Here is a 13,759-nt window from a genome sequence, read left to right on the forward strand (position 1 = left end):
ATGAAACGACTGTTGGCCCTGATCGTCCTCATCTTCGGCCTGGCGCTGGCCGGAACGCTCCCCGACGACCCGCGCTTCGACGTGCCCGTGACCGTGCGCACGGGCCCGGGGGGCATGGCCCTCGAGGCCGTGCTCGACGGCGCGGCCCGTAGCGTCAACCTCACCCCCATGCTGCGGGAGATCCCGCCGATCACGCTGCGCCTCGACTGGATCGACAAGCCTTTCCGTCAGCTCTGGCAGCTGCTAATCGACACCTACAGCGACGGCAAGCTGGACTACGTCCTCCTCGACAACGACGTCATCCTGGTGGCGCCGCCCGAGGTGATCGCGCGGGTGGTCGGCGAACCCGAGCCCGCGCCGCCGCCCCCGCCGGAAAGCGGCGAGGCCGTACAGCCGATCGTGCGCAAGTTCTACCCCATCCGCAGCGGCGATCCCGCGAAGATCGCGGAGTTCCTGATGAAGGAGGTGCAGGGCATCGTCGCCACCGTCGTGCCCGGACAGCAGGTGCTGGCCGTGCGCGGCACCGACGCGCAGCAGCAGGAAGTGCAGCGCATCCTCGGCCAGATCACCGCTCCGGTCGAGGAGGGGCCGCCCATCTTCCAGCGCACCTTCCGCCTCTCCCACGCCAAGGCCGAAGAGGCCGCCAAGGTGCTGGCCGAGGCCATGCAGGCCCGCCAGGCGCAGTCGCAGATCAAGGTGGAAGCGGGCGCCGGCGAGCAGCAGGTTCAGGCCACGATTCCCGAAAAGAGCACGATCAGCATCGTGGCCGACACCCGCACCAACACCTTGATCGTGACGGGCACGGCCAAGCAGCTGGAGCTCGTCGAGGAGCTGATCAAGAAGCTCGACTTCCCGGTGCAGCAGGTGAACGTCCAGGTGCGCATCCAGGAGGTCACCCAGACGCTCGTGCGCAACCTGGGACTCAAGTGGAACACGATCTCGGGCGGCAACATCGTCTCCAGCATCGTGGACAACGGCCTGTCGCTGATCTTCGACGCCACCCGCAGCCTGGCCTCGCTCAACATCGTCGCCACCCTCGAGGCGCTCGAGAAGCAGGGCCTCTCGCGCACCGTCAACGACTCCAACATCACCGTCCTCAACAACCAGACCGGCTTCATCCAGTCGGGCTTCACCATCTTCGTGAAGCGCGTCGTGGGCGACAAGGTCGAGAAGGTGCCCTACGACATCGGCGTGATCGTCCGCGTCACCCCGCAGATCACCGCCGACGGTCAGATCGTGCTCAAGGTGGAGTCGGAAGTCTCGGACATCAAGGAGCGCAACCCCGTCGACGGCGACGTCGACGTGCTCTCGAAGCAGAAGTCGGAGACCACGCTGCGCCTCGACAACGGCCAGACCGTGGTGCTGGGCGGCCTCATCAAGACGAAACGCGACAAGACCACCCAGGGCGTGCCGGTGCTGATGCACATCCCCGTCCTCGGCAGCCTCTTCAAGCAGACGACGGTCAACAACGAGGACAACGAGTTGCTGATCGTCATCACCGCCAACATCGTCAACGACGCGACCGCCGCGGCCGCCGGGTCGAAGAAGTAACCCAAGCACCGCCTCCATGCCGCCCCGCCTTGTGAGCGGGGCGGTTTCCTTTTAAGCTGGGTAACGTGAATCTCAGATTTCTGTCCGCCGGCGAATCCCACGGACCGCAACTTACGGCCGTGGTGGACGGCCTTCCCGCGGGCATGCCGCTCCGCGCGGAGGACGTGGACCCCTGGCTCGCCAAACGCCAGCAGGGGTACGGCCGCGGGCGGCGCATGGCCATCGAGCGCGACCGCGTGCGCTTCGCCTCCGGGGTGCGCGCCGGGCGCACCACGGGCGCACCGCTCACGTTGGTGATCGAGAACCGCGACTGGAAGAACTGGCAGGAGATCATGGACCCCGCTCCGGGCGGCGAGCCCCGCAAACGGGCGCTCACCGCCCCACGCCCGGGGCACGCCGACCTGGCCGGCGGCATCAAGTACGGCCACAAGGATCTGCGCGACGTGCTCGAGCGCGCCTCCGCCCGCGAAACCGCCATGCGCGTGGCCGTGGGCGCGGTGGCCCACAAGCTGCTCGCGCTCCTGGGCGTGGAGAGCCTGGCCCACGTGCCCATGCTGGGCGGGGTGGCCTCGCGGGTGCCCTTCGACTGGAGCCTGCGCGAGCGCATCGAGGCGAGCCCGACGCGGATGACCGACCCCGAGGCCGAGGAGGAGGCGGTGCGGCGCATCGACGAAGCCAAGGCCGCGGGCGACACCCTGGGCGGCCTGCTCGAGGTGCGCTACCGCGGGCTGGTCCCGGGCCTGGGCAGCTACGTGCAGTACGACCGCAAGCTGGACGGCCGCATCGCCCAGATGGCGATGTCCATCCCCGCGGTCAAGGGCGTGGAGATCGGCGAGGGCTTCGCCTCCGCGGCCCTGCCCGGCTCGGAGGTGCACGACGCCATCTACCGGTCCGAGGAGCGCGGCTGGTACCGCACCACCAACCGCGCCGGGGGGCTGGAGGCCGGCATGACCACGGGCGAGGAGCTGGTGGTGCGGGCGGCGCTCAAACCCATCGCCACCCTGATGAAGCCCCTGCCCACCGTGGACGTGGTGTCGCACGAAGCCGCGGACGCCGCGCGCGAGCGTTCGGACGTGACCGCGGTGCCCGCGGCGAGCGTGATCCTGGAAGCGGTGGTGGCCATCGTGCTGGCCGACGCCTACCTGGAAAAGTTCGGGGGCGACACCTTCGAGGAAGTTCGCGAACGCGTGGACGCCTACAAGGAACGGGCGCGGGGCTACTGATGGCCCGCATCGACCTGCCGCGCCCCACGACCTGGGTGACGCTCACCGGGTTCATGGGCGTGGGCAAGACCCGGATCGGGCGCGAGCTGGCGCAGGAGCTGATGCTGCACTTCGTGGACCTGGACCGCTACATCGAACGCCAGACGGGGCTCTCGGTCGCCGACATCTTCCGCTACATCGGCGAGGCGGCCTTTCGCGAGATGGAGGCCGAGGCCGTGCGCGAACTGGTCCGGCGCGACCACCTGGTGCTCTCGTTGGGCGGCGGCACCTACACCAACCCCGAGAACCGCAGGCTGCTGCTCGAGCGCGGACCGGTGGTGGCGCTGTGGGCCAGCCCCGAAACCATCCACTCTCGCGTGCTGCGCAAGCCCGGGCAACGGCCCCTGCTCAGCGAGGGGGACGCACTCGAAAAGATCCGCCGCCTGCTGGCCGAGCGCGAGGCGGTCTACCGCGAGGCGCACATCCACGCCTCCACCGAGGGGCGCCCCGCGCGCGAGGTGGTTCGTGAACTGATCGAAAAGCTTTGGGAACTGGAGGCTCCCGGTCGTGAAACGTCTTGACGTCGCCCCTCCGCACGATCACCCGGTCTGGATCGGCCGGGGTCTGGACGCGCCAAAGCCGCACGGTCCGGTGGCGCTGATCTTCGACCCCAAGGTCGCACCGCTGGCCCGCTTGTTGCAAGAGGCGGTACGGCCGCGGATCGCCCTCGAGCTCGAGGGCGGGGAGGCGAGCAAGCGGCTCGCCGTCTTCGAACGAATGCTGCGCGCGCTGGCGCAGGCCGGCCTCCCGCGCGACGCCGAGGTGTGGGCGGTGGGGGGCGGCACCGTGACCGACCTGGCCGGTTTCGTGGCCGCCAGCTACCTGCGCGGCGTGGCCTGGCGGGCCTGGCCGACGACCACGCTGGCGGTGGTCGACGCGGCGGTGGGCGGCAAGACGGGCGTCAACCTGCCCGAGGGCAAGAACCTGGTGGGCGCCTTCCACCCGCCCCGGGGCGTCTACGCCGAGCTGGCCGCGCTCGAAACCCTGCCCGAGGCCACGTTCCGCGAAGGGCTGGTCGAGGCCTTCAAGCACGGCCTGATCGCGGGCGACGCGGTGCTGCTCGCCCCCTGGGGCCTCGCTCCCGACCGCCCAGAACTCGAGCCCTACCTGGCCCGGGCCGTGGCCGTGAAGATCGCCGTGGTCGAACGCGACTTCAAGGAGAGTGGCGAGCGGATGAAGCTGAACCTGGGCCACACCCTAGCCCACGCGCTGGAGGCGGCGAGCGGCCACGCCCTAGCCCACGGCCACGCCGTGGCCTGGGGCCTGCTCTTCGCGGCGCTCTTGGGCCGCGAGCTGGGCGGCGACGACCTCACCGAACCGGTCCTGCGGCTGCTGGCCTGGACGCGGGCGCCCGCGCCCCCCGCCGGAGGTTGGGACGACTTTGCGGGGTACATCGCGCGCGACAAGAAGAACCGCAGCGCCGGCCTCCGCTGGGTGGTGCCCTACGCCGCGGGGGACGTGCGCGTCGAGCCGGTGGCCGAAGCGGCGCTGCGGGCGGCTTTCGCCGCCTGGCGCGAGCACGCGGCGGGGTATCCTGGGTAGGAGGCGCGCATGATCCTGGTGCTCAACGGACCCAACCTGAACCTGCTCGGCCGCCGCGAGCCCGAGCTCTACGGGCGCATGACCCTCGAGGAGCTGGAAGACCAGATCGAAGCCTGGGCCGCGGAACTAAACGTGGCGGTCACCCTGAGGCAGTCGAACTACGAAGGGCAGCTGATCGAGTGGATCCAGCAGGCCCAAGGCGAGGGGTTCTCGGGCATCGTGCTCAACCCTGCCGCGCTCACCCATTACAGCTACGCCCTCTTCGACGCCATCGCCGCCCAGCCGCTGCCGGTGGTGGAGGTCCACCTCACCAACGTCCACGCCCGCGAACCCTTCCGCCGGCAGAGCGTCACCGCGGCGGCGGCCGTGGGTCAGATCGCCGGGCTGGGGCCCCTCGGCTACCGTTTCGCCCTGGCCTACCTGGCCGAAAAAACGCGTTGACAGCGGACCGGAGCCCGCCTATACTGCGTGGGGCAGGGCCCCGTGGTGTAGTCGGTTAACACACCCGCCTGTCACGTGGGAGATCGCGGGTTCGAGTCCCGTCGGGGCCGCCAGACCGCCGCCGCCTAGCGCGGCGGTTCTTCTTGGGCCTCCATCGCCTCCAGCACCACCTCGGCGATGTGGCGCACCTTCACCTCGGGGCCGTAGCGGCGGGCGCCCAGATCCAGCTGCAGGAGGCAGCCCGGGTTTTCGACGGTGAGCACCTCGGCCCCGGTCCGGGCCACGCCGGCCATCTTGCGCTCGAGGATGCGCATGCTGGTTTCGGTGTGGGTGAGGTTGTAGACCCCGGCCGAACCGCAGCAGTCGGTGCCGCCCTCGAGCGGACGGTAGTCGGTGGCGAAGCGGAGCACCCGCTCGGGCTCGTCCTTGACGCCCTGGGCGTGGCAGGCGTGGCAGGCGTGCTGGTGGGTGGTGGCGAAGGGGAAGCGGGTGGAACCCGGCAACCCTTCGGCGTCGACGAACTCGCTGAACATCCGGGTCTTGGCGGCCACGCGCTCGGCCAGGGGGCCGTAGACGGGGTCCGCGGCGAAGTGCTTGACGTAGCCCTTCAGCTCGGCGCCGCAGGCGGCGCAGTCGGTGAGGATGTAGTCCACGTCGAGGCGGCCGTAGTGGTCGAGGTTCTGCTTGGCGAGGCGCTCGAAGCCGTACCAGTCGCCCTCCTCGATGTGGGGCGCGCCGCAGCAGGTGGTTTCGCGCGGGATGACCACCTCCCAGCCGCTCCTGCGCAGAACCTCGACGGTGGCCTTGGAGGCCTCGGAGAAGACCAGGTTCATCACGCAACCCAGGAAGAAGGCCACCCGGCCCTTGGGCTCGCCGTCGGGCCGCACCCGCCGGGGGTGGAAGAGGCGCATGGCGGGGTGGACGGGGCGGCCGGGCAGCAGCGACTCGGCGAACTGCAGCTTGCCCAGCCCCAGGCGCTCGAGCAGGCGCGTGCGCCGGACCAGCGCCTGCAGGCCCAGCCGCTGGTAGATCACGAGCAGTACGTTGGCCAGGTCGATGAGGAAAGGGTAGTGGAAGAGGGCGAGCGCCGCGCGCACGAGGCGGCTGGGCGGCCGCCCCTCCTGCAGCGTCACCCGGGCGTCGAGCGCCGCCTCGCCCGGCTTGACGTCGTTGGGGCAGACGGTCTGACAGGCGCGGCAGTCCAGGCAGTCGTAGGCCGCTTCCAGCACCTTGAGGGGGTCGTCCACCAGACCCTGGGCGTGGTCGGCGTAGAGCATGACGCGGCCGCGGGGGCTCTGGATCTCGAGCTGGGTCTCGCGGTAGGTGGGGCAGACCGAAAGGCAGAGCCCGCAACGCACGCAGGCCTCGGCGTCCTGCACCAGACGCTCGAGGTCCAGGGTGTTCACGCGCCGCCCCCGTCGAGTGCGCGCAGCCCCCCTTCGAGCACGTAAACGGGACCGTAGCCGTCGGCCTCCAGGTAGAGCGCCGCCACCCGGCTCATCTGCCCCACCTCGCACAGCAACACCAGGGGCCGGTCCTTCGGCAGGTCGTGGTCGCCTTCCTGGATGCGCGCCCAGGGGACGTTGACCGCGCCCGGCGTGGGCCGGGCCTTGAAGAGGGGTTCGGCCCTGACGTCCACCGCCAGCGCGCCCCCTTCCAGTAGCTCGTGGTACCGCTCCACGCCGATCGTTTCCACGTTTTTCAGTCTACGCTAGAATCGAGGGGATGCTCGAACGCCTGGAGGTCCAGAACCTCGCTACCCTGCCCGAGGCGACGCTCGAGCCCGGCCCCGGCCTGACGGTGCTGACCGGCGAGACCGGGACGGGGAAGTCGATCCTCGTCGGGGCGCTGGGGCTGCTGCTCGGGGCCAAGGCCGACGCCGGCCTGATCCGTCCCGGGGCCGAAGCCCTGCTCGTCACCGCCTGGGTGGAGGGGCGCCCCTACAGCCGCCGCGTCACCCCCGCGCGCAGCGTCCCCCGGATCGACGGCGAGGTGGTCACGCTGGCCGAGCTGCAGCAGGCGCTGGAACCGCACGTGAGCCTCCACACCCAGCACGCCGCCCTGGCGCTCACGCGCAAGAGCCGGCACCGCCGGACCCTCGACCGACTCGTGGACGCCGGGGTGCGCGAAGCCTACGAAACCGCCTACCGGCGCTGGAGCGAACTCGAGGAGGAGCTCGTGCGGCTCGAGGCCCGGGTGGCCGAGCGTGAACGGCGGCTCGACGTGCTGCGCTTCCAGCTGAGCGAGATCGAACAGGCCGCCCCGCGCCCCGGCGAGCTCGAAGAGCTCGAGGCCGAGGCCCGTCGCCTGGGCCACACCGACGAGCTGATGCGGCACCTCGGCGCGGCGCTCGACCTGCTCGCCGAGTCGGAGGAGAACGCCCTGGACCGCATCCGCGCCGCCGGCAAGGAGCTGGGGCAGGCGGCGCGGCTGACGCCGGAGCTAGAGCCGCTGGCCGCCGACCTGGAAGCGGCCGAGGCGGCGCTGGCGGCGGTGGCGCGCGAAGCCGAGACCTACGCGGCGGGCCTGGAGGCCGACCCCGAACGGCTCGAGGTCGTGCAGCGGCGCATCGCCGAGCTGCAACGGCTCGAGCGCAAGTACGGCGGCGACCTGGAAGCGGTGCTCGCCTTCGCGGACGAGCTGCGCCGCGAGGTCGCCGAGCTCGAGGGGGCCGAGGACCGCCTGGAGGCGCTGCGCGCCGAGCGGCAGGCGGCGCGCCGGCGGCTGGAAGAGGCCGCCCGGGCGCTCTCCGCCGCCCGCGAAGGGGCCGCCCGGGAGCTGGGCCCACGGGTGGAGGCGGAACTCAGGGCGCTGGGGATGCCGCGCGCCCGCTTCGCCGTGCGGGTGCGCCCCCTGCCCGAACCCCAGCCTCACGGCACCGACGAGGTGGGCTTCTTCTTCGCCGCGGGCCCCGACCTGGAAGCGGCCCCGGTGGAAAAGGCGGCGAGCGGCGGCGAGCTGAGCCGCATCATGCTGGCCCTGGCGCTGCACACCGGGGCCGACGCCCCCACGGTGATCTTCGACGAGGTGGACGTGGGCATCGGCGGCGAAGTGGCCGTGGCCGTGGCCGAACGGCTGGCGCGGCTGGCCCGCGAGCGGCAGGTGATCGTCGTGACCCACCTGGCGCAGATCGCGGCGGCCGCGGGGGTGCACTACCGGGTCGTGCGCGAGGGCGCGTCCGCCCGCCTGGAGCGCCTCGAGGGCGAGGCTCGGGTGCGCGAACTGGCGCGCATGCTCTCGGGTTCGTACAGCGAGACGGCGCTCGAGCACGCCCGCGAACTCCTGCAACCGTGAATGCGCTCGTCGGCTTCGCCTGGCTCCTGACCTTCTACGCCCTGGGCGAGGGGCTGGCGCGCCTGCTGCCGGGGGTGCCGCTTTCGGGCAGCCTCTGGGGCATGGTGCTGCTCTACGCCGCGCTGAGCGCGGGCGCGCTGGACGAACGCAGGGTGGAGGCGGCCGCCCGGCCGCTGCTGCGCGGGCTGGGGCTCTACTTCGTGCCCGTGGGCGTGGGGGTGCTCGCCTTCGAAGGCCTGCTGCGGCAGCAGGCGCCGGCCGTGGCGGCGGCGCTCGCGCTGGGCACCCTGGTCACGCTGCTCGCGGCGCTGGGGGGTGCGCGGTGGCGCTGATCGCGACAGCGCTCGTCTACCTCACCGCCGAGCGCGTCTACCGCCTCCGGCCGCACCCCCTCCTGAACCCGGTGGGGCTCGCGGTGCTGGCCCTGGTGGTCGGAATCAAGCTCAGCGGTTACCCGCTCGAGCGCTACCAGAACGAGACCCTGTCGCTGGTCTGGCTGCTCAAACCCGCCGTCGTCGCCCTCGGCTGGGCGGCCTGGCGCGAACGCGGCCGCCTCGCGGGCCGACTGCGCCCCTTCCTGGGCGGCCTCTTCGCGGGCAGCCTGGCCAGCCTGACGCTCACCCCGCTGATCGCGCGGGCGTTGGGGGCGGGGCCCGAGCTGCAAAAGGCGCTGGCGCTCAAGTCGGTCACCTCGGCGGTCACCGTCGACCTGGCGCCGCGCCTGGGGGTGAACGCCGAACTGGCGGTGCCGCTGATCATCCTCGCGGGCATCCTGGGCGCAGCCTTCGGGCCCTGGCTGCTGGACCGCGTGGGGGCGGTCGATCCGCTCGCCCGCGGCACCGCGCTGGGCACCGCGAGCCACGGCATCGGCACGGCCCGCGCCGCCGAAGAGGGCCCGCTGGCGCTGGCCGCCTCCGGCCTGGCCATGGCCGCGGCGGGGCTGGTGACCGCGCTCTTGGCGCCGCCGGTCTTCGCGCTGCTGGGCTTGAGCGGAGGGTAGCGCACGGATTGGGGAGCTTAGGAACCTCACAAGCGGCTGAATCCTCGGTCCGGCCCTTCGATCTTTCTGCAGAACCTCCGAGATCCTGAATCGAGTTCAGGGCAGGCCCTGAATCGAGTTCAGGGCAGGCCCTGAATCGAGTTCAGGGCAGGCCCCGGGTCGCGCTCTGTTCGTCCGGGGTGAGGGAAGTTCGCTGCGCCCACGAGACCCCGGGTCGCGCGCCCTTCGGGCGCTTGCCCGGGGTGACGAGGGATAGCCCCACAAGAAAACCCGTCGTTCCGGACGAGGGAACCGCGGGTTCCCGTGATCCCGAATCAAGTTCGGGACAGGTCCCGGATCCAGCCCGGGACAGGTCCGGAACCTCGCCGCGTGCAATTCAGGAGCTTTGGAACCTCACAAGCGGTTGCGACCGTCGTCACCCCGGATCTCGACCGCTACGCGGGCTTGTCCGGGGTGACGGGGTTTGGTTGGCTCCCGCGATACCCTAAATCGCGTTCAGGACAGGCCCTGAACGGCGTCCGGGGAGGCCTCGAACCGTCCAGAACGAGCCCGGTTGCTCGCGTCCTGCGAGAAAACGATCGAGGCATCGGGCCTGAGGCGCCCGCTTCACCTCCACGCCCGCAGGTGGTAAAATCGTTCGGATGGACCGAATCGTCATCAAGGGTGCGCGCGAGCACAACCTGAAAAACATTTCCCTGGAGCTGCCCCGCGGAAAATTCATCGTCATCACCGGCGTTTCGGGTTCCGGAAAGAGCACGCTGGCCTTCGACACCATCTACGCCGAAGGGCAGCGTCGCTACGTCGAAAGCCTCTCGTCCTACGCCCGTCAGTTCCTGGGCGTGATGGACAAGCCCGACGTGGAGCACATCGAGGGCCTCAGCCCGGCGATCTCCATCGACCAGAAGACGACCTCGCACAACCCGCGCTCCACCGTGGGCACGGTGACCGAGATCCACGACTACCTGCGCCTCCTCTTCGCCCGCGCCGGCGAGGCCCACTGCCCGGTCTGCGGCCGCAAGATCGAACGCAGCTCGGCGAGCGAGATCACCGACCGTCTGCTCGAAGAACCCGAGGGCACCAAGGCCATATTGATGGCGCCGCTGGTGCGGGGGCGCAAGGGCGAGTACAAGAAGCTCTTCCAGCAGCTGCTCAAGGAGGGCTACGCCCGTGTCCGCCTCGACGGCGAGATCGTGCGGCTGGAAGAGGCGCAGGCGCGCGACCTGAACCGCTACGAAACCCACGACATCGACCTGGTGGTCGACCGGGTCACGCTCACCGAAGAAGAGCGCGGCCGCATCGCCGAGTCGGTGGAGCTGGCGCTCTTGCGCGGCGACGGCCTGCTGCGCGTCGTCTTCCTGCGCGAGAACGGAGAGGAGGAGCAGCTCTTCTCCGAGAAGTTCGCCTGCCCCGAGCACGGCGCGGTGCTCGAGGAGCTGGAGCCGCGCATCTTCTCGTTCAACTCGCCCTACGGCGCCTGCGAGGTCTGCAGCGGCCTCGGCTACAGCCTCGAGTTCGACCCCGAGCTGGTCGTCAACCCGGCGCTCTCGCTGGCCGAAGGGGCGATTCAGCCCTGGGCCAAGGGCCGCGGCAGCCAGGTCAGCCACATGTGGGACCGGGCGCGGGCGCTGGCCGAACACCTGGGCTTCGACATGAAGACGCCCTTCGGGGACCTGGACCCCGAGCACCAGCAGGCCGTCCTCTACGGCCTCGACGAACCCTTCGAGGTGGTCTTCCGCCGCGGCGGGCGCGAGACGATGCGGCTCGAGGTGACCTACGAGGGCGTGATCCCCTGGCTCAAGCGCCGCTACAAGGAGGTGGAGTCGGAGGGGATGCGCGACTGGCTCGAGGGCTACATGAGCCTGAACGCCTGCGCCGCCTGCAGCGGCACCCGCTACAAGCCCGAGGTGCTGGCGGTGAAGGTGGCGGGGCTTTCGATCGCCGAGGTCTCGGCCATGGCGGTGCGCGACGCTCTCGCCTTCTTCCGCGAGCTTCCGGAGAAGCTGAGCGAGTACCAGCTGCAGATCGCCCGCCCCATCCTGCGCGAGGTTTCCGCGCGGCTCGGCTTTCTGGCCGACGTGGGGCTCGAGTACCTCTCCCTCGACCGCGCGGCCAACACCCTCTCGGGCGGCGAGGCCCAGCGCATCCGCCTGGCCACCCAGGTGGGCAGCGGCCTCACCGGCGTGCTCTACGTCCTCGACGAACCCTCGATCGGGCTGCACCCGCGCGACAACCAGCGCCTCATCGGCACCCTCAAGAAGCTGCGCGACCTGGGCAACACCCTGATCGTGGTGGAGCACGACGAGGAGACGATGCACGCCGCCGACTGGATGGTGGACATGGGCCCGGGCGCGGGCATCCACGGAGGCGAGGTCGTGGCCGAGGGCACGCCCGAGCAGATCGCGGCCCATCCCGAGAGCCTCACCGGCGCCTACCTGCGGGGCGAAAAGTTCATCCCCGTGCCCAGCGAGCGCCGCAAGGGCGCCGGCAAGGCGCTGATCGTTCGCGGCGCCCGCGAGCACAACCTCAAGAACCTGGACGTGGAGATCCCCCTCGGGCGTTTCGTGGTCATCGCCGGCCCCTCGGGCTCGGGCAAGAGCACCCTGATGCACGACATCCTCTACGCCGCGCTGTCGCGCCAGATCATGCGCTCCAAGGCGATCCCCGGCCGCCACGACCGCATCGAGGGCGTCGAGCACCTGGACAAGGTGATCGAGATCGACCAGAGCCCCATCGGCCGCACCCCGCGCTCCAACCCCGCGACCTACACCGGCGTCTTCGACGAGATCCGCGAGATGTTCGCCAAGAGCCCCGAGGCGCGCAAGCGCGGCTACGCGCCCGGCCGCTTCAGCTTCAACGTCAAGGGCGGCCGCTGCGAGGCCTGCCGCGGCGACGGCACGGTGAAGATCGAAATGCTCTTCCTGCCCGACATCTACGTGCCCTGCGAGGTCTGCAAGGGCAAGCGCTACAACAAGGAGACGCTCGAGGTGAAGCTGCGCGGCAAGACGATCGCCGACGTGCTCGACATGACCGTGGAGGAGGCGCTCGAGTTCTTCCAGCACCACCCGGGCATCAAGCGCAAGCTGCAGCTGATGATGGACGTGGGCCTCGGCTACATGAAGCTGGGCCAGCCCTCCCCCACCCTCTCGGGCGGCGAGGCCCAGCGCATCAAGCTGGCCACCGAGCTGGGGCGCAAGGCCACCGGCAAGACGCTCTACATCCTCGACGAGCCCACCACCGGCCTCCACTTCGACGACGTCAAGAAGCTGCTCGAGGTGCTGCACCGGCTGGTGGACAAGGGCAACAGCGTCCTGGTGATCGAGCACAACCTCGACGTGATCAAGACGGCCGACTGGATCTTGGACCTCGGCCCCGAGGGCGGGCAGCGCGGCGGCTATCTGGTGGCCGCGGGCACCCCCGAAGAGGTGGCCCGCCACCCCGACAGCCCCACCGGGGCCTTCCTGCGCCGCATCCCCGAGATCGCCGAGAGGATCGGGGTCGCGGCGGACTGAGCCTCCGGCCGCGATCGGTATAGACTCTTCCTCGTGAGACGCGCCGAGTTGCTCGCCCGCGCCCGCCGCATCGTGGTCAAGGTGGGCAGCGCCGTCATCGCCGGCCGGCAGGGCCTCGACCCCGACCGCCTCGCCGACCTGGGGCGCGGGCTGGCGACGCTCGCCCGCGGTCGCGGGGTGTTGCTGGTCTCGAGCGGCGCCATCGCCGCGGCCGCCCCCCGCCTGGCGCAGAAACCGCAGACGCTGGCGGAGCTGCAGGCGGCGGCGGCGGTGGGCCAGCCCGAGCTGATGCGGGCCTGGCAGGAAGCCCTGGCCGCCCACGGCCTCGGCACCGCCCAGGTGCTGTTGACCGCGGAGGACCTGACCGACCGCCGGCGGTACCTCAACGCGCGCGCCACCCTGGAGCGGCTCCTCGGCTGGGGCGTGGTGCCGGTGATCAACGAGAACGACACCGTGATGACCGAGGAGATCCAGTTCGGCGACAACGACCAGCTGGCGGCGCGCGTCGCCGGCCTTCTGGGCGCGGACGCTTTGCTGGTGCTCTCGGAGGCCGAGGCGCTGTTCGAGCGCGACCCGCGCCTCGACCCCGACGCCCGGCCGGTGCGCGAGCTCGACGCCGTCACCCCCGAGGTGCTGGCCATGGCCTCGGACCGCCCGGGCAGCGCCGGGCGCGGAGGCATGAAGAGCAAACTGCTGGCGGCGAAGATGGCGCTCGACGCCGGCGTGCCCTTGTGGTTGTTGCCGGGCCGCCGCCGCGGCGTGCTGGAAGAGGCGCTGGCGGGGGCGGAGATCGGCACGCTGTTCCGCGCCCGTGAGCGGCGGTACGGCGGCGAGCGCCTCTGGCTGGCGCAGCTCTCGCGCCACGAGGGCACCCTGGTCGTCGATGCAGGGGCGGCGGAGGCGCTGCGCAAGCGGGGGCGTTCGCTCCTGACCGTCGGCGTGCGCGAGGTGCACGGCAGCTTCGCCGCGGGAAGCCCGGTGCGGGTCCTCGACCCCGAGGGGCGGTTGGTGGGCGTGGGCCTGTGCAACTTCGACCATCAGGACCTGCGGCTTGCCGCCGGCAGGCCTTCGCGGGAGCTGGCCGCGCTGCTGGGCCGCGAAGCCCCCGAGGAAGCGATCCACCGCGACCACTTCGTGCTCCTGGAAGACCGCTGAGCGGC

General features: G+C 71.1%; 12 protein-coding genes and 1 tRNA gene. 11 read left to right on the forward strand and 2 right to left on the reverse strand.

Translation table 11 applies throughout. The features are described from left to right. The 6 genes from OCEPR_RS07030 to OCEPR_RS07055 all read left to right on the forward strand — a co-directional run bounded on the left by OCEPR_RS07030 (position 1) and on the right by OCEPR_RS07055 (position 4,909). The gene (locus OCEPR_RS07030; RefSeq protein WP_041554095.1) at positions 1-1,551 is read left to right on the forward strand and encodes a type II secretion system protein GspD; all 1,551 of its coding nucleotides are present in this window, start codon (positions 1-3) and stop codon (positions 1,549-1,551) included. Positions 1,552-1,616: 65 nt separating this feature from the next. Further along, positions 1,617-2,774 (forward strand): chorismate synthase, encoded by a 1,158-nt coding sequence (aroC, locus tag OCEPR_RS07035; RefSeq protein ID WP_013458019.1) that lies wholly within the window; start codon positions 1,617-1,619, stop codon positions 2,772-2,774. Further along, positions 2,774-3,334: a shikimate kinase gene (locus OCEPR_RS07040; protein WP_013458020.1), complete on the forward strand. Its 561-nt coding sequence runs from the start codon at positions 2,774-2,776 to the stop codon at positions 3,332-3,334. The genes aroC and OCEPR_RS07040 overlap by 1 nt, the downstream gene beginning before the upstream one ends. Then, the gene (locus OCEPR_RS07045) at positions 3,321-4,355 is read left to right on the forward strand and encodes a 3-dehydroquinate synthase (RefSeq protein ID WP_013458021.1); all 1,035 of its coding nucleotides are present in this window, start codon (positions 3,321-3,323) and stop codon (positions 4,353-4,355) included. Before OCEPR_RS07040 ends, OCEPR_RS07045 begins: the two co-directional genes overlap by 14 nt. A 9-nt stretch (positions 4,356-4,364) precedes the next feature. Then, positions 4,365-4,796: a type II 3-dehydroquinate dehydratase gene (aroQ, locus tag OCEPR_RS07050; RefSeq protein WP_013458022.1), complete on the forward strand. Its 432-nt coding sequence runs from the start codon at positions 4,365-4,367 to the stop codon at positions 4,794-4,796. Positions 4,797-4,832: 36 nt separating this feature from the next. After that, positions 4,833-4,909, forward strand: a tRNA-Asp gene (locus tag OCEPR_RS07055). 12 nt (positions 4,910-4,921) lie between these two features. Here OCEPR_RS07055 and OCEPR_RS07060 read toward each other — a convergent pair. Beyond that, entirely contained in the window at positions 4,922-6,202 is a 1,281-nt protein-coding gene (locus OCEPR_RS07060) for a (Fe-S)-binding protein (protein ID WP_013458023.1), read from the reverse strand. Continuing rightward, positions 6,199-6,492, reverse strand: a complete 294-nt coding sequence (locus OCEPR_RS07065; protein WP_041554097.1) for a rhodanese-like domain-containing protein — start codon at positions 6,490-6,492, stop codon at positions 6,199-6,201. Before OCEPR_RS07065 ends, OCEPR_RS07060 begins: the two co-directional genes overlap by 4 nt. Before the next feature lie 29 nt (positions 6,493-6,521). Between OCEPR_RS07065 and OCEPR_RS07070 the strand changes: the two genes are divergently transcribed. The 5 genes from OCEPR_RS07070 to proB all read left to right on the forward strand — a co-directional run bounded on the left by OCEPR_RS07070 (position 6,522) and on the right by proB (position 13,754). Beyond that, positions 6,522-8,090 carry a DNA repair protein RecN gene (locus OCEPR_RS07070; protein ID WP_013458025.1) on the forward strand — a complete coding sequence of 523 codons (1,569 nt, stop codon included), beginning with the start codon at positions 6,522-6,524 and terminating at the stop codon, positions 8,088-8,090. After that, complete coding sequence (locus OCEPR_RS07075) at positions 8,087-8,422, forward strand: CidA/LrgA family protein (RefSeq protein ID WP_013458026.1); 336 nt, start codon at positions 8,087-8,089, stop codon at positions 8,420-8,422. Before OCEPR_RS07070 ends, OCEPR_RS07075 begins: the two co-directional genes overlap by 4 nt. Then, a complete protein-coding gene (locus OCEPR_RS07080) occupies positions 8,413-9,090 on the forward strand; it encodes an LrgB family protein (RefSeq protein ID WP_013458027.1) in 678 nt (225 codons plus the stop codon). Before OCEPR_RS07075 ends, OCEPR_RS07080 begins: the two co-directional genes overlap by 10 nt. Positions 9,091-9,731: 641 nt before the next feature. Further along, a complete protein-coding gene (gene uvrA / locus OCEPR_RS07085; RefSeq protein WP_013458028.1) occupies positions 9,732-12,599 on the forward strand; it encodes an excinuclease ABC subunit UvrA in 2,868 nt (955 codons plus the stop codon). A 33-nt stretch (positions 12,600-12,632) separates the two neighbouring features. Then, positions 12,633-13,754 carry a glutamate 5-kinase gene (gene proB, locus OCEPR_RS07090; RefSeq protein ID WP_013458029.1) on the forward strand — a complete coding sequence of 374 codons (1,122 nt, stop codon included), beginning with the start codon at positions 12,633-12,635 and terminating at the stop codon, positions 13,752-13,754. Positions 13,755-13,759 lie beyond the last annotated feature (5 nt).

Origin of the sequence: Oceanithermus profundus DSM 14977 (genome assembly GCF_000183745.1) — a bacterium.
GTDB lineage: Bacteria > Deinococcota > Deinococci > Deinococcales > Marinithermaceae > Oceanithermus > Oceanithermus profundus.